Genomic DNA, 16,918 nt, shown 5'->3' with positions numbered 1-16,918 from the left:
GGCTGTCTAAGACAGCCTTTTTTATCATATATTGTAACCTAGATTAGTCCACTAATGGTGGAATTCTTAGTACTTGTCCAGGATAAATTTTATCTGGATGAGAAAGCATTGGCTTGTTTGCCTCGAAAATTACAGGATACTTCATTGCATCTCCGTAAAAGTTTTTGGCAATTTTACCTAAAGTGTCTCCACTTACAACAGTATGAAACTGCGCCATTTCTTCTTCCTTAATCTCTTCTACTTCTGCTACAGTCATATTATCTTCTACAGATGCAATTCCTTCGGTATTTCCAACTACTAACACTACTTTTTCTTTAGTAGCTAAATCAGCAGCTTCACCACTAACTGTTGCTTTATCATCGTCTACAGTTACCGCTAAATCAGCTACTGATAAGTCCAAAGCATTTACAGCTTCAACTAATTTCCCAGCTTTTTCTGCAGCTTCTTCTTCTGTGGTTTTCCCGATTCCAAATACTTTTGCACCAGCATTTTTGATAAATGAAAAAATTCCCATTCTTTTTGATTTTTTGTTAATAAATAAATGTTTCTATTTGCCTAATATACAACTTTTATACCAAAAAAATACAACGCAATATTAGACATAACAGTTACATAAATTTATAATTTCAAAAAGGATGTTCTTTAAGCTATTTTAAACTTTCATTATCAGTAAACAATGGGGCTTTGAAGAGTTTTCTTCTCGTGCATACACTTTGCGAAAAGTGCAAAAAAAGGTCGTTTTTAGAAACGACCTGATGTTTATTCTTCGAATGAATTCCAGCCCTGTGCTTTTAACGCTATTTCTTGGTTAGCACGGGTAACTAAATTCAATCCTTGGTTTTTTTCAGTAATATGACCAATAACTGTTAAATGTGGATTTCCCTTAATTTTATCAAAATCGTTAATAGAAACAGTAAACAATAATTCATAGTCTTCTCCTCCACTCAAAGCAACCATTGTTGAATCAATATCAAATTCTTCACAAGTAGAAATCACCTGAGGATCTAAAGGAAATTTATCTTCATAAATTTTACACCCTACTTTACTTTGAGTACAAATGTGGAAAATTTCAGATGAGAGTCCATCAGAAATATCAATCATTGAAGTAGGCTTCACCTCTAAATCTCTTAAAAGCCTAGGGATATCTTTTCTAGCTTCGGGTTTTAACTGTCTTTCTATGATATAGGAATAATTTTCTAAATCTGGTTGGTTTTGCGGGTTTACCTGAAACACTTGTTTCTCCCTTTCCAGAACTTGCAGTCCTAAATACGCACCTCCCAAATCACCGGAAACCACAATTAAATCGGTAGGTTTAGCTCCATCGCGATATACTATATCTTCCTTCGGAGCCTTTCCTATAGCTGTAATTGAAATTAATATTCCTTTATTTGAAGAAGTTGTATCTCCACCAATTAAATCTACTTTATAAGTATGACAAGCCAATTGAATACCTGCATACAACTCTTCTATAGCTTCCAAAGAAAACCTATTAGAAACAGCAATAGAAACTGTAATTTGCTCAGCTTCTGCGTTCATAGCATACACATCAGATAAATTTACCATTACAGCTTTATATCCCAGATGCTTTAAAGGCATATAACTTAAATCAAAATGCACACCTTCAACCAATAAATCTGTGGTTACTACTGTTTGTTTTTCAGAAGACTCCAACACCGCTGCATCATCACCTACTCCTTTCACTGATGTTGAATGTTGCAATGAAAAATGCTTCGTTAAATGATCTATTAGCCCGAACTCACCTAACGATGACAACGAAGTTCTATCTTGATTTTTATTTTCTAACATGCTGCAAAGATACTTATATCTCAACAATTAACATACTGTATCTTAACCTGTCTATTCATTAAATTAACAATAGTGACAAAAATCTTTTTCGCATTGTTTATCAATATTTTATAAATTTGTTAAACACCCCCTAAATTATTCAGTATGTCTAAGAATATATTTTTCATCTCCTTTTTATTAGCAATTACAGCTATTCATTCTCAAACCACCTGTACAAATGGAATGGCGGGAGAGTATCCCTGCAATAATTACGATTTAATGGCTTTTATTCCAATTTCAACGCTTGCTAATTCTAATGGATCTCCAAGCGGTAGTGATATTTGGGGATGGACTGACACCACAACAAATAAAGAGTATGCCATTGCAGGCATGTCCAACAGTACTGCTTTTATTGATATTACAGACCCAGTGAATCCCATTTTTCTTGGGAGGTTAGATTCTAATGCTGGAAACAATTCTTGGAGAGATATTAAAGTTTATAATAATCACGCTTTTATTGTAGCCGATATTGTCGGAGAACATGGAATGCAGGTTTTTGACTTAACAAAACTTCGCGGAGTAACTTCCGAACAGAGTTTTACGGCTGATGCCATTTATACTGGAGTAGGTAGTTGTCATAATATTGTTATTAATGAAGATAAAGGAGTTGCGTATTTAGTTGGCTGTAGAAGTACTAATGGAGGAGGACCTATTTTCATAGACATTTCAGATCCTACCAATCCTACAAGTTTAGGTGATTATAGGTCGGATGGATATTCACATGATGCTCAAGTTATAACTTATAACGGTCCCGATACTGAACACCAAGGCAAGGAAATTTATATTGGTAGTAATGAAAATGAAATTGTAGTTCTGGATGTTTCGGATAAGAGTAATGTAACAAGAATATCCAACATTAACTATCCTCAAATTGGGTATACGCATCAAGGTTGGTTTACTGAAGATCATCGTTACTTTATTTTAGGCGATGAAACAGATGAACGAAATTATGGAATGAACACAAGAACTCTTATTTTTGACCTACAAGATTTGGACAACCCTAACTTATCTTCAACTTATTTAGGTGAAACCAAAGCGATAGATCATAATGGTTATACAAAAGGGAATGAGTTTTTCTTATCTAGTTATACGGCAGGAATGAGAGTACTGGATATATCTAATATTTCATCATCATCAAGTCCAATGACCGAAATTGGATATTTTGATACACATCCAGAAAATGATAATACATCTTTTAGAGGTGTTTGGAGTGTTTATCCTTATTTTCCAAGTGGAAACATTGTAATTAATGATATCAATAGAGGTATGTTTATTGTTAGGAAAAGTGGTACTTTAAGCTCAAATCCAAATGAAAACGAGGATACTTCCTTTAATATTTATCCAAATCCAACCGATATAAATCCAATTGTATCAATTAATAAAGGTAGCATCGAAACTATTGATATTGTTTCTATTTTAGGTAAACAGATTTTTTCTTTTAAAAATATTAATAGTCAAAATTTTGAAATTGATATTAACAATTTATCTGCAGGGATCTACTTGATAAGAATAAACAACAAAACCGTAAAAAAACTAATCGTAAACCAATAAGATTGATAAAAAAACTAACACTTTTAGGAACCTTTCTCCTTCTATTAACTAGCTGTGGCGAGAAGACAATTGAATTATCTTCCACTTTCCAAGAAGAAATAGATTTTGTTCAAACTATTGGGGGTACAAAAAACGAGGTAGCCAAATCAATTGTTAGAACTAGCGATGGAGGTTATGCTATTCTCGGTTATGCACAAAGCAATGACTTCGATTTTTCTACCAAGCTTAATGAGAGTTTCGATTTTTTTGTTGTTAAATATTCTCAAAGTAATGAATTACAATGGATAAAAACATATGGTGGAAGTGGTGATGATAGAGGAGAAAAAATAATTTCAACATCTGACGGAGGCTTTGCTCTAGTAGGTTATTCTGAAAGTTCTGATCTTGATGTAAGTGAAAATGCAGGTGATAAAGATTTTTGGATCTTAAAACTTGATTCTACCGGAACTATTAGCTGGCAAAAAAGCTTAGGTTACCTAGGTAAAGACTTCGGTACATCTATTATCGAAACTTCAAATGGAGGTTTTTTAATTTCTGGTGAACTGGATGTCACCGCCTCTGGGGGTGAAGGAAACACAGGATCAAGACCATTACATGCTGGTGGTGATTTTTGGGTTATCAAATTAAGCTCTCAAGGAATACTTGAATGGAGTCGTTATTATGGAGGTACTTTTACTGAAACTCCTTCTGGGATTGTTGAGACTCAAAACGGTAATTTTATTATTGCAGGTACTTCCGATAGTACTGATGTTGATATTACAGACAATAAGGGAACCTATGATTTTTGGGTTATTAAAATTAATAATACAGGTGAACTTCTATGGAAAAAAAACTATGGCGGTTCGGAAATAGATGAAGCCAAGGCCATTGTTCAAACGAACGACAATAATTTTTTCATTGTTGGGAATAGTCGAAGTAATGATCAAGACATTGCTCAAAATTCGGGTGGAGCTGATTTATGTATTGTTAAAATTAACAATGAGGGCAATTTATTGTTGCAAAAAAATATTGGTGGAAGTAATTTTGACGTCGGAAATTCTGTTCGTCGTATGGCAGATGGTCACTTTTTAGTATCGGGCAGCACGAGAAGCTCTTTTGAAACTATTCAAAATAAAGGACAAAATGATGCTTGGGTTTTAAAAATAGATTCACAAGCCAACATCATTTGGCAAAAAAATGTAGGAGGTTCAAACATCGATTTTTGCTTTGATGCTGTTGAACTCCTTGATGGTACCGTAATAGGTGTTGGTGAAAGTACAAGTAACGACAAGGACATCGCAGAGAACAAAGGATTTTCCGATATACTAATACTAAAAATAAAGTAAAAACGGTTATAATGTATATTTACATTATGCATTAACAAATTTATCTATGAAAAAATTTGCAATCATTTTTTTATCATTTTTCATACTATGCTGTAGTGCCGATAATGACGAACCAATTAAACAAGTTTCTGTTAAGTTAAACTTCACTCATAATTGGGGTGGTACCGCTCTAGATGCTGATGATTTTAATAAATTTGATTTTGAAAATCAAGAATCTAATGTTTTAAGCATTGAACGTCTTCGTTATTTAATTTCGAGAATTAACTTAATAAAAAGCAATAACGACACTATTAAATTTGAAGGTTATAAGCTCGTTGTACTTGATTCCTTAGGAGACGGCTTAATTCATGAACTTCCTGAAACAATTTCAGAAGGGACCTATAATTTATCTTTCACTTTTGGGTTTGACGACAATGATAATATTTCTGGAAACTACCCCGATTTGAATACAGCGAATTGGAATGTTCATGCTGAAAAACCTGGAGGCTACCACTTCTTGCAACTTGACGGTAAATTTAAAGACACTACCGATGTTCAATATCCTTATGAGTTCCATGCTATAAAAGCATATGATGCAGCAACTGACTCGTTAAAGGATACTTCTTTTAAATTAAACTTAGGAAGTGTTTCTTTGACCAACAATGCTACTATTGAAATAAAAATGGATTTATCCGAATGGTTTAAAAACCCTCATGCATGGGATTTAACTGAGAGAAGTACTGATTTAATGATGAATTTTGACGCTCAATTAGACATGTCAGATAATGGAAAAAATGTTTTCCGTTTAGGAGGAATTACCCAGTAACTAATATAGGTGTAAAACAAAGGCAAATACAACTTTGAGATATTTAGGAATACTACTTGCGCTTCTTTTTTTTAGTTGCTCTTCACCGAGCAATGATGTGCAAGTATATACTCCTAAAGCAGTTGACTTGGATGTTCCTGAAATTTTAAAACAAAAATTAATCGCTCCTTTAGTTCCAACTAACAATCCACTTACAGAAGAAGGGATCGCTTTGGGCAAGAAATTATTTTTCGACCCTATACTTTCCAAAGACAACTCTCAATCTTGTTCAAGTTGTCATAAGCCTGAGAATTCCTTTTCCGACAACGAAAAATTTAGCGTTGGCGTAGACGGTATACGTGGTAGCAGAAACTCAATGCCGTTGTTTAATTTAGCTTGGAACTTTGACGAACGCTTTATGTGGAATGGCGCGGAACTGAGCATAGAAAGGCAAGCTTTTTCTCCAGTACGAGATCCCATTGAAATGCATAGCAACTGGAAAGATGTTGCTGAAAAATTACAGACTCACAATGAATATCCTGACTTGTTTTTAAAAGCATTTAATACTTCCAAAATAGATTCAACATTTGTGACCAAAGCACTTGCTCAATTTGAACGTACACTTATTTCCGCTAACTCTAAATTTGATAATTATTTGCTTGGAAATGTTTCTTTAACGGAACAAGAACTCAATGGATTTGATGTTTTTGTCAGAGAAGATAAAGGAGATTGTTTTCATTGTCATGGAGGAGAACACAACCCTTTGTGGACCGATAATGAATTTCACAATAATGCCCTTGATTCGAACTTTACAGATTTGGGTCTAGGTGCAGTAACTGGAGATCCTAATGATAATGGGAAATTCAAAACACCTTCCCTAAGAAATTTAATTTATACAGCTCCTTATATGCACGATGGAAGGTTTACCACTATTGAAGAAGTGATTAATCATTACTCCGAAGGTTTACAAAACTCTTCAACAGTAGATCCTCTTATGAAAAAAGTTCATGAAGGTGGCGTGCAACTCTCCGATCAAGATAAAGCAGATTTGAAAGCTTTTTTACTTACTCTCAGCGATCCGAGTTTCATAAACAACCCTGAATTCACCAATTAAGACATAAAATCAACTTTCTTTATGACAATATAGACTATATCCATTCCAAAAAATGATATAAATCATATTTTGTCACTATCTTTGTAGCTGATTTGGATTTAATCTATTTAAGATATGATAAAAGTTTCAGATACTGCAAAAAAGAAGGTCGTTCAATTAATGACTGAAGATGGCTTCGATGCTGTTAATGACTACGTAAGAGTAGGTGTTAAAAGTGGAGGTTGTTCAGGTTTATCATATGATCTAAAATTTGATAAAGAGCAAGAAGAAAACGATAAGTTATTTGAAGACAATGGTGTAAAAATTATTGTTGACAAAAAGAGCTTCTTATACTTAGTGGGTACAACTCTTGAATATTCAGGTGGTTTAAATGGAAAAGGATTTGTTTTCAACAATCCTAATGCCAATAGAACATGTGGATGTGGAGAGAGCTTCTCCTTATAAAAAAACAAACAGAACATTAATAACTGATGAGTAAATATACTGAAGACGATTTACGAGAAGAACTAAAAACCAAAGAATATGAATATGGTTTTTACACAGATATTGAAAGTGAAAAGTTTCCGATTGGACTAAATGAAGATATTGTTCGCGCTATTTCTAAAAAGAAAAACGAACCTGAATGGATGACAGAATGGCGTTTGGAAGCTTTTAGAATTTGGGAACAAATGGAAGAGCCGGAGTGGGCTAATGTTACTTATGAAAAACCAGATTTTCAAGCTATATCTTACTACTCGGCACCTAAACAAAAACCTAAACTAGATAGTTTAGATGATGTTGATCCTGAGTTATTAGCGACTTTCGAGAAGTTGGGTATTTCATTAGACGAACAAAAGCGTTTAGCTAATGTTGCCGTTGATATTGTAATGGATTCTGTTTCTGTAGCCACTACATTTAAAGAAACATTAGCTGAAAAAGGTATTATTTTTATGCCTATTTCAGAAGCGATACAAGAACATCCTGAATTAGTAAAAAAATATATTGGTTCAGTAGTTCCTCCAACAGATAACTTCTATGCTGCTTTAAACTCAGCAGTATTCTCTGATGGATCTTTTTGTTATATTCCAAAAGGAGTTCGTTGTCCAATGGAATTATCTACTTATTTTAGAATCAATGAAGGAGGTACCGGACAATTTGAAAGAACTTTAGTTGTTGCTGATGAAAGTAGTTATGTTTCTTACTTAGAAGGATGTACTGCTCCTCAAAGAGATGAAAACCAATTACACGCAGCAGTTGTAGAGCTAATTGCTTTAGACGATGCTGAAATTAAATATTCAACAGTTCAAAACTGGTTCCCTGGTGATGCATCAGGTAAAGGTGGAGTGTTTAACTTCGTTACTAAACGAGGTTTATGCGAAACCAATGCTAAAATTTCTTGGACTCAGGTTGAAACTGGTTCAGCTGTAACTTGGAAATATCCAAGCTGTGTATTAAAAGGGAATAATTCGGTAGGTGAATTTTATTCGATTGCCGTAACTAATAATTTCCAGCAAGCAGATACAGGTACAAAAATGATTCACTTAGGTAAAAATACTAAGTCTACCATTATTTCAAAAGGTATTTCGGCTGGTAAATCTCAAAATAGTTATAGAGGATTAGTACAAATCAATTCTCGTGCTGAAAATGCGCGTAACTTCTCTCAATGTGATAGCTTATTAATGGGTAATGAATGTGGAGCGCACACCTTCCCTTATATTGAAGCTAAAAATAAAACGGCTCAAATTGAGCACGAAGCAACCACTAGTAAAATTGGAGAAGATCAATTATTCTATTGTAATCAAAGAGGTATTGATACTGAAAAAGCAATAGCATTAATTGTTAACGGATTTAGTAAAGAAGTACTAAACAAACTTCCAATGGAGTTCGCTATCGAAGCTCAAAAATTACTAGAAATATCATTGGAAGGAAGTGTTGGATAATTAAAACCAACTCGAAAAAACATTTTTTTAAACTCATATATAAGCAAAAGCTTAGACAACATATAAAGTAACAATGTTAAAAATAGAAAACTTACACGCAGAAGTAGAGGGCAAAGCAATTTTAAAGGGAATTAACCTTGAAGTTAAAGCTGGAGAAGTTCATGCAATCATGGGACCAAATGGTGCGGGAAAAAGTACGTTATCTTCAATTATCGCTGGTAAAGAGGAGTATGAGGTAACTTCTGGTTCTATTGAATTAGAAGGTGAAGATATTGATGAATTGGCTCCTGAAGAAAGAGCTCATGCTGGAGTATTTTTATCATTTCAGTACCCAGTTGAAATTCCTGGAGTTACTGTAACAAATTTTATTAAAACTGCTATCAACGAATCTAGAAAAGCACAAGGTTTGGAAGAAATGCCAGCTAAAGATATGCTTAAGAAGATTCGTGAAAAATCTGAATTATTAGAAATTGATCGTAAGTTTTTATCTCGTTCTTTAAACGAAGGTTTTTCTGGAGGAGAGAAGAAAAGAAATGAGATTTTCCAAATGGCTATGTTGGAGCCTAAATTGGCAATCTTAGATGAAACAGATTCTGGTTTAGATATTGATGCGTTAAGAATTGTTGCTAACGGAGTTAACAAATTAAAATCAGAAGATAACGCAGTAATTGTTATTACACACTATCAACGTTTATTAGATTATATAGTACCAGACTATGTACACGTTTTACACGATGGTAAAATTGTAAAAACAGGTGATGCTTCCTTGGCTTTAAAGCTTGAAGAAAAAGGATATGACTGGATCAAAGAAGAAGTGAATAGTTAAAATGTTAGAATTTACATGTCACTAAGTGAGTAAACTTTAACCTTTGAAATTACAACTATCAACAATGGAGTTAAAAGAAAAATTATTATCATCATACGTAGCTTTTGAAAATGGACTAAACATTAATTCTGATGTTCACGAGATAAGATCAAAAGCTTTATCAAACTTTGAAGAACTAGGTTTTCCTACTAAAAAACTGGAAGCATGGAAGTACACTTCTTTGAATTCAATTTTAAAGGAAGATTATAGTCTTTTTGCTGATCATGATATCGCTATAAATTTAGCCGATGTAAAGAAATATTTTATTCATGACATCGATAGCTACAAGATTGTTTTTATAGATGGAAAATACAGTTCATTCTTGTCAGAAACAACTCATGACGGAATGGATGTTTGCTTAATGTCAGCGGCACTTACGAAGTCTAAATACAAGCCTATTATTGAAAACTATTTCAATAAGGTTGCCAAACAGGACAATATGACTTCTTTGAACACTGCTTTTGCTAGTGAAGGAGCTTTTATTCATATTCCAAGAGGTGTTGAAGTTGAAAAACCAATTCAAATTATCAACTTTACTACTGGAAAAGAAGAAGCAACTATGGTTCAACCTAGAAACCTCATTGTTGTTGATAACAATGCTCATGTACAAATTATTGAGCGTCATCAGAGCTTAACTGACAATCCTGTATTAACCAACAGTGTAACTGAAATTTATACAGATGTTCATGCTACGGTTGACTATTATAAAATCCAAAATGACAATATCAATGCTTCCTTAGTTGACAATACATATATTGAGCAACAAAAAGAAAGTGTTTGTTCGGTTCATACTTTTTCTTTCGGAGGAAACATCACTAGAAACAATTTAAATTTCTTCCAAAAAGGAGAAAGAATTGATTCTATTTTAAAAGGAATTACCATTATTGAAGGAAAGCAACATGTTGATCACCATACTCTAGTTCATCATATTGAACCTAACTGTGAAAGTCATCAGGATTATAAAGGTATTTATAATGAAAGATCAACTGGTGTATTTAATGGTAAGGTAGTTGTTGAGAAAGAGGCTCAAAAAACCAATGCTTACCAGCAAAACAACAATGTTCTTGTTAGCGACAAAGCTACCATCAATGCAAAGCCTCAATTGGAAATTTTTGCTGATGATGTAAAATGTTCTCACGGTTGTACTATTGGTCAATTAGACGATCAAGCTTTATTTTATATGCAACAGCGTGGTATTCCTAAAAAAGAAGGAAAGGCATTATTAATGTATGCATTTGCTAATACGGTATTGGAAAGTGTTAAAATACCAGAGGTAAAAAAGAGAATCACCAAGATTATAGCAAATAAACTTGGAGTTAATATAGGTTTTGATTTATAAAACCAAACAGAATTACTTTAAAACATTGAAAGCCTGAGTCGAAATGACTCAGGTTTTTTATTGCAGAATATTTTAGGTACCTTGGACTTATGCAATAGACACAATCGCCGTAAGTAATGACAATTTTTAAACTGTAAAAGAAAGTTTAAACATTAAAGGGTCAGTACAAAACCGAAAAGCTGTAAATAAAATCCGTTACTTTCTACATATAAAACCATTACAAACGAACCTAATGAAATTTTCAATCCAAACTGTATCAATCAATCGAATTTCAAATGAAAAATAACATATTAGTGGTTCTGGGTTCTCCAAATTCTCCAAAAGGTGAATTGAGTAAAATATCTAAAAGCAGATTAGATTATTGCTATAAAATATTTACTAAAAGACAATTAATTTTACTAACTGGAGGATGGGGACCTCATTTTAATACATCAGATAAACCTCATGCATTTTACGGAAGAGAATATTTAATAAAAAAAGGACTGTCAGAAAAAGATTTTTTGGAGTTCGCACTATCAGAAAATACCGTTGATGACGCAGTGAAAATAAAGTTGATTTTAACAGATCTAAAAAACACTAAATTAACTATAATCACTTCAGATTATCATAGAGATAGGGTTTCATTAATTTTTAAAGAAATTCTAAATGAATATGAGATGGATTTTGTAGGAGTTAAAAGCAATTTAGATAGACAAAAATTAGATGAATTAATGAATCATGAAAATATAGCTATTGATCTTATTAAACAAAACGGACTTTATTACTAGGAATTGAAAAAATAGCGAAAGAGAATAAGTAAGCTTCTAACTCCATATTATAGTTTATTGTTTCAGACTCCCTTTCCAAAAATCACCAGTAGTTAGAGCGATTGTGAGACCTGAAGATTATTACGCATAGATACTTTTACATATATAAAACCTGAGTCGAAATGACTCAGGTTTTTTTGTTATAATATCAGCATCCAAACACCGATATTTTACATCACATCTATTTCTGCTATATTATATTTGAAACAATTACACAAACACAACATATCTATCACGCATAAACAATACAATCTCTCACGAAATAACTCAAGAGTTGCTAACGAAATCTAACCAAAACTAAAAACCAATAATTTTAGTTACATTTGACAAAAAATAGCAACTTACCATACAGAAAACGTTATGAAAAAAGAATTACACAATGACAAAAAGGAGCCTAGAGAAATATTTTATCTATCATTTTTCGCTTGTATTTTTATTATTGGATTCGGAGTTTACTTATCCATCAGAGGTGGTAAAAATAAATCTGAATTTCAAAATATAACTGGAACCATTGATTATTTTGATAAAACTTTTCAGAACCTCAATAAACGAGATCATAGATATATACATTTGAGTAATTACCCTTTAGTTTTTGATTTATTTATTGGAAAACGAACAGGTGATTTTAGCCCAAAATTTGAACAACTTGATAAATTGAATATTGGAGATGAAATAACCATTTATCACGCTGATAAAACTCCTTTTCAAAAAAACAGGGATTTGAGACTCAACAAAACTGTACAATTTATTGACAAAGGAGAAGATGCTTATTTTATTAGAGGGAATAAAGATAAATACGGTGGATATTTACTTTGTGGTTTAGGAATTTTATTCGCAGTTACACTTGTTATTTTAAAGCAAATCGGAAAAATAAAATGATAAATACCCTCGATAACAAAACAGTATACCTAATTTAAAATCAATTTATATGGAAAAGAAAATATTCTCGGGGTTTAATTTTAAAGATTTTTGGTCAGACAATGAGTATTCTGACGAATACCCAACAGACGAAATTGTACTCTCAATCGAAAATGAATTGGGCTATAAACTACCTATTTCGTATATAGAATTCATGAGGCATCAAAATGGTGGCGCTCCAACTAATGACTGTTATCCAACTAATGAAGAAACTTCTTGGGCTTTTGACCACATAGCAATTAGTGAAATCATGGCGATCGGTAGATCAAGTGAATATTCGCTATGCGGTGAACTTGGTAGTTTATTTATGATTGAAGAATGGGGATATCCGGACACAGGCATATACATATGTACATGTCCTTCTGCCGGTCATGATATGGTTATGCTCGACTATGCTAACTTAAATAAAGATGGAGAACCTAAAGTAGTGCATGTAGATCAAGAATATGACTATAAAAAAACTATTATTGCTAATAATTTTGAAACTTTTATTCGAGGTCTTGTTACTAGTGATAATTTTTGATTATCATCTGTAAAAAATCGCAACTACACATACCAAAAAACATTGGCAGTCATTAAAGAAACTTCAAGCTTTTTAAGAAAATGAAAATAAATGAATAGACAGATTTCAATAATAATTTTTGGAAGTCTTTTTGCTTTTACTCTTTATAGATCATATCACTATGATAATATTTTCCAATTATATATATATTTATTACTAGGAATTCCTTTGGTTTTTTTGTTCTTTAAATCAATTATTGAGTGGATAAAATCACAAAAAACCAATAATGGTAATCTAACAAATTGGAAGTCCCTTATAATTGGTGTACTTGTTATTTCAATAAACGTAGGTATTTATTCATATTATGAAATAAAAGTCAATAAGCCAACACTTATAAAAGCTTTAATATTTGGTGGATATGTTGATTTTAAAAAAAATGGAGAATATGTAATTATCAGTGGAAGTTGGGCGAGTAGAACACATTTTTATGGTACTTTCATAATCAAAGACAGCATAATTACCGTTGATAGAAAAGGCTTTGATGACGTTTTGACAACAAATAGGTTTGTTATTCGAAACTCCAATCGTTTAATAAAAGACAACTATAAAAACAATGAGGTAATAATTAAAAAACATCTCATTCAAATTAATGGAAAGGGGAAAGAAATAAAAAGGAAATATTCTCAAGAAAATTATAGATTGCCAGTTGTAGTTGATAATTTAAATTAACAATGATCCGAATACAAAGTTGGTCAAATAAAATTTATGGAAATTAAAGCCTACCTAAAACAACCTTATCCATTTTACTATAAGGAATTAAAAAGAGTATTACTATTGCTTTGTTTTCTTGCAATAGCAAGTTTTACTTTTACATATTTATTTGAACCATTTGTTGTTAATGTTAAGGAACATAAAATAGACTACATATGGATTATGGTATTCCACTCAGTTCTACCAATTCCTATTGCATTTATCTATTTTTTCTTGCTCAACAAATCGATAAAAAACATTGAAAATTGGACCCTAGGTAAGGAATTTTTGCATTTGGCAGTACTTCTGTTTCTTATTGGTATTGCCAGCTTCTTGATTCGAGATTTTATTTATACAAATCCAGACAATTGGTCTTTTCGTTATTTATGGGAAGAAATAAGAAATACCTTTTTAGTAGGCATTCTTTTATTGATAATTATTTTACCGCTGAATTTACAACGTTTGATTAACAAGCACTCTAATGATTTAAAAAAGATATCCATTAGCAAACAGTATTTCAATGACCTCAATGCAAATACCCAAATTGTTACATCAATAAAAGAGGAAAATTTTAATCTAAACATCCAGACCTTTATTTATGCAAAAGTAGATGGTAATTATCTGGAAATATTTTATGACGATTCAAGTGGTTATGAAAAAAAACTGAAAAGGCTAGCTCTTAAAGAGTTTTTAGATCAGTTAAAATCTTATCCGTTCATTTTTAAAACGCATCGCTCTTATGTTGTAAACCTTAACGCTATTGAATCTGTTTCCGGAAATGCCCAAGGATATGCACTTTATTTAAAAGACTATCCCCAAAGAACAATCCCAGTTTCTCGTTCAAAAATTAAAGAGTTCAACCAAGTTTACACAAGCTTAAAAAAAAACTAAGTTTGCTTTTCGTCACTATGGATTGCCATTCATCACTTAACTAAAAAACACGTTGATTTTGTTTTTATCATTGTCAAAAAACAAAATAAATGAATACTTCAAAAAGAAGATACGATTTAGATTGGCTGAGAGTCATTGCTATTCTTGCTGTTTATTTTCATCACATTGGAATGCCTTTTAACGGAGATGATTTTCATATTATGAATTCTGAATCCAGTAAGTTATTAGATGATATTATGGTTTACTTTGAACAGTTTAGGCTCCCACTACTTTTTTTGATATCAGGAACGGGAACAGTGTTAGCATTTTCAAAACGGACTTGGAAGCAATTTTTTAAGGAACGAAGCAGAAGGCTTTTAGTCCCTCTTTTTTTCGGGGTAATTTTTATAGTACCTCCCCAAACATATTATCAATATATAACTGAATTCAATTCTTATTGGCAGATATATAAGGAAGTAAAATTTGAAACCAACCATCTTTGGTTTATAGAAAACCTATACGTAATTTCTATTCTTGTAATTCCTTTAATCATCTTTCTTAAATCCAAAAGATCTGGAAAGATTAAAAACTGGTTTGAAAAAATATCTTCCCGTAAAATTGGTTTTTTACTCATTGGATTTCCTTTAGTTATTGGAACAATAATTCTTAAAAGGTATTATCCCTCTGGATCATCATCTTTGACCAATCTTTCCGAAACGTTCTACTATACGTACTTTTTTATCGCTGGTATTTTGTTCGCCAACTCTCAAATATTTTGGGAAAACCTCAAAACAAAAAGGCGGTTTCATTTTGTCCTTTTTATAATTAGCTCACTTCTATTCTACGGTTACTATTTCATCCCAAATAGTTTTGTAAAACCCTACTTAAGTATTTCTATTCGTTGGGACATTTGGTATGGCTTATGCTGTACATTAGGATGGAGTTTTGTTTTGACAATATTGGGGTACGGACAGGTTTATTTTAATCAACCAAGTCAACACCTAAAAAGAATGAATGAAGCTATTTATCCATTTTATATTTTACATCAAACTATTATTGTCATTTTTGCATATTATATCATTCAACTAGAGCTTAACATTCTAATAAAACTAATTATTTTATCTGTTAGTTCGTTTTTAACGATTATATGTATTTATCGTTTCTTCATCTATCCCTTTAAAATAACAAGAATACTTTTCGGAATGAAAAATCATAAAAATAACTCTATTAAAGAAAAGGGTTACAACAACATACATAAAAAACAGCTACGAAAGCCTTAAACAAAGGAAATTTAATAAATTTGGAGTAATCGTAAAGCTTAAAATTAGCGAGGATAAAACGCACTGAATTTCATATTCAAAACCCTTGGCAAACTTTTAATTACAATGAATAAACTTTTATCTATTTTTTTATTTGTCGTAGTATTTTATAGTTGTAAAAACAATGCTATTTCATATTTCGATCAAGAGCCTCCATCTACAACCCCAAAGTTATTTGCTCCGTCAGTTGTTAATACTAAAAACATTGAGCTTAATGTGGTTTTTAATTATGATAATACAGAAATGTTCTTCTCAAGAATTGTTGACAACAGCTTTGTTATTCATCATTCAGAATTAATTAATGGTAAGTGGTCTAAGATCAAACCTATTAAAATGTATAGTGATAGCATCTTAGTTTCAGTCGCTTGTGATCCCACAATTACTAAAGATGGAAAGACAATGTATTTTCTTGGTGTAGATCCCAAACTTTATAAAAATGATATTACCCGAGAAAAGCTTTACCGAATCCCTCCAGACATCTATAAAAGTAAAAAAGTAAATGGAAAGTGGGAATTAGCTTCAAAAGTAGATTTTTCTATTTCTACAGAATATATAGAAACTTACCCAGTAGTTACAGAGGACGGGAGTTTATATTTTCGTTCGAATAGACCAAGTGATAAAGGTGGTATGCATACCTATCGTGCACAGTATTTAGGAAATGAAAAATTTGCAAATCCTGTTATTATAAATACTAAAACAGAAAAAAAGGAACTTATCACTTATGTTTCACCAGACGAACGTTACGCAATAACTAACGGACAAGGGAAATTTCAAATTACATTTAATGACAATGGTGAATGGACAAAACCAAAAGAAATACCTTTAAAATATGAAAACAATTGGCGCTATTATTGTCCATATATGTCTTCAGACGGAAAATATTTTATCTACTCCAGAAAATATAACACCCCTGAAAAAAGAGGATGGGCAGGTGTTGTAAAAGGAGAAGTTTATTGGGTAAAAGCCGATGAATTGCTTTTTGCCACACAATAGACTCAATATTTACTAATT

At 32.0% G+C, this 16,918-nt stretch carries 17 protein-coding genes; 15 read left to right on the top strand and 2 right to left on the bottom strand.

Annotation, left to right across the window (positions count from 1 at the left end):
- Window positions 1-43 precede the first annotated feature (43 nt).
- Together lysM and thiL are read right to left on the bottom strand one after the other, a co-directional pair.
- On the bottom strand, window positions 44-514 hold the full coding sequence (gene lysM / locus ACKTTV_RS01535) for a peptidoglycan-binding protein LysM (RefSeq protein ID WP_408029038.1): 471 nt from the start codon (window positions 512-514) through the stop codon (window positions 44-46).
- A 245-nt stretch (window positions 515-759) separates the two neighbouring features.
- Window positions 760-1,806, bottom strand: coding sequence for a thiamine-phosphate kinase (gene thiL / locus ACKTTV_RS01530; protein ID WP_408029037.1), 1,047 nt, complete (start codon window positions 1,804-1,806; stop codon window positions 760-762).
- Between the two features lie 144 nt (window positions 1,807-1,950).
- On the opposite strand from thiL, the gene ACKTTV_RS01525 reads away from it, so the two are divergent.
- From ACKTTV_RS01525 to ACKTTV_RS01455, 15 genes are all read left to right on the top strand, one after another.
- The gene (locus ACKTTV_RS01525) at window positions 1,951-3,396 is read left to right on the top strand and encodes a choice-of-anchor B family protein (RefSeq protein WP_408029036.1); all 1,446 of its coding nucleotides are present in this window, start codon (window positions 1,951-1,953) and stop codon (window positions 3,394-3,396) included.
- 2 nt (window positions 3,397-3,398) lie between these two features.
- Window positions 3,399-4,721, top strand: coding sequence for a hypothetical protein (locus ACKTTV_RS01520; protein WP_408029035.1), 1,323 nt, complete (start codon window positions 3,399-3,401; stop codon window positions 4,719-4,721).
- Between the two features lie 46 nt (window positions 4,722-4,767).
- The gene (locus ACKTTV_RS01515) at window positions 4,768-5,526 is read left to right on the top strand and encodes an MbnP family protein (protein WP_408029034.1); all 759 of its coding nucleotides are present in this window, start codon (window positions 4,768-4,770) and stop codon (window positions 5,524-5,526) included.
- Window positions 5,527-5,560: 34 nt separating this feature from the next.
- Window positions 5,561-6,619, top strand: a complete 1,059-nt coding sequence (locus ACKTTV_RS01510; protein WP_408029033.1) for a cytochrome-c peroxidase — start codon at window positions 5,561-5,563, stop codon at window positions 6,617-6,619.
- A 114-nt stretch (window positions 6,620-6,733) separates the two neighbouring features.
- Complete coding sequence (locus tag ACKTTV_RS01505) at window positions 6,734-7,063, top strand: HesB/IscA family protein (protein ID WP_408029032.1); 330 nt, start codon at window positions 6,734-6,736, stop codon at window positions 7,061-7,063.
- Between the two features lie 26 nt (window positions 7,064-7,089).
- Window positions 7,090-8,538: a Fe-S cluster assembly protein SufB gene (gene sufB, locus ACKTTV_RS01500; protein WP_408029031.1), complete on the top strand. Its 1,449-nt coding sequence runs from the start codon at window positions 7,090-7,092 to the stop codon at window positions 8,536-8,538.
- 73 nt (window positions 8,539-8,611) lie between these two features.
- Window positions 8,612-9,364, top strand: coding sequence for a Fe-S cluster assembly ATPase SufC (sufC, locus tag ACKTTV_RS01495; RefSeq protein ID WP_408029030.1), 753 nt, complete (start codon window positions 8,612-8,614; stop codon window positions 9,362-9,364).
- A gap of 64 nt (window positions 9,365-9,428) precedes the next feature.
- Window positions 9,429-10,742 carry a Fe-S cluster assembly protein SufD gene (gene sufD, locus ACKTTV_RS01490; RefSeq protein WP_408029068.1) on the top strand — a complete coding sequence of 438 codons (1,314 nt, stop codon included), beginning with the start codon at window positions 9,429-9,431 and terminating at the stop codon, window positions 10,740-10,742.
- Between the two features lie 275 nt (window positions 10,743-11,017).
- Window positions 11,018-11,509 carry a YdcF family protein gene (locus tag ACKTTV_RS01485; protein WP_408029029.1) on the top strand — a complete coding sequence of 164 codons (492 nt, stop codon included), beginning with the start codon at window positions 11,018-11,020 and terminating at the stop codon, window positions 11,507-11,509.
- A 399-nt stretch (window positions 11,510-11,908) separates the two neighbouring features.
- Entirely contained in the window at window positions 11,909-12,427 is a 519-nt protein-coding gene (locus ACKTTV_RS01480; protein ID WP_408029028.1) for a hypothetical protein, read from the top strand.
- A gap of 49 nt (window positions 12,428-12,476) precedes the next feature.
- Window positions 12,477-12,989 carry an SMI1/KNR4 family protein gene (locus tag ACKTTV_RS01475; RefSeq protein WP_408029027.1) on the top strand — a complete coding sequence of 171 codons (513 nt, stop codon included), beginning with the start codon at window positions 12,477-12,479 and terminating at the stop codon, window positions 12,987-12,989.
- Between the two features lie 90 nt (window positions 12,990-13,079).
- Window positions 13,080-13,697 carry a hypothetical protein gene (locus ACKTTV_RS01470; RefSeq protein WP_408029026.1) on the top strand — a complete coding sequence of 206 codons (618 nt, stop codon included), beginning with the start codon at window positions 13,080-13,082 and terminating at the stop codon, window positions 13,695-13,697.
- Between the two features lie 36 nt (window positions 13,698-13,733).
- On the top strand, window positions 13,734-14,609 hold the full coding sequence (locus ACKTTV_RS01465) for a LytR/AlgR family response regulator transcription factor (RefSeq protein ID WP_408029025.1): 876 nt from the start codon (window positions 13,734-13,736) through the stop codon (window positions 14,607-14,609).
- 89 nt (window positions 14,610-14,698) lie between these two features.
- Complete coding sequence (locus ACKTTV_RS01460) at window positions 14,699-15,868, top strand: acyltransferase family protein (protein WP_408029024.1); 1,170 nt, start codon at window positions 14,699-14,701, stop codon at window positions 15,866-15,868.
- A gap of 105 nt (window positions 15,869-15,973) precedes the next feature.
- Entirely contained in the window at window positions 15,974-16,900 is a 927-nt protein-coding gene (locus ACKTTV_RS01455) for a hypothetical protein (protein ID WP_408029023.1), read from the top strand.
- Window positions 16,901-16,918 lie beyond the last annotated feature (18 nt).

It is taken from the genome of Tenacibaculum xiamenense (assembly GCF_964513065.1).
Taxonomy (GTDB): domain Bacteria; phylum Bacteroidota; class Bacteroidia; order Flavobacteriales; family Flavobacteriaceae; genus Polaribacter; species Polaribacter xiamenense.
This window is presented reverse-complemented; position numbering and strand designations above follow the sequence as displayed.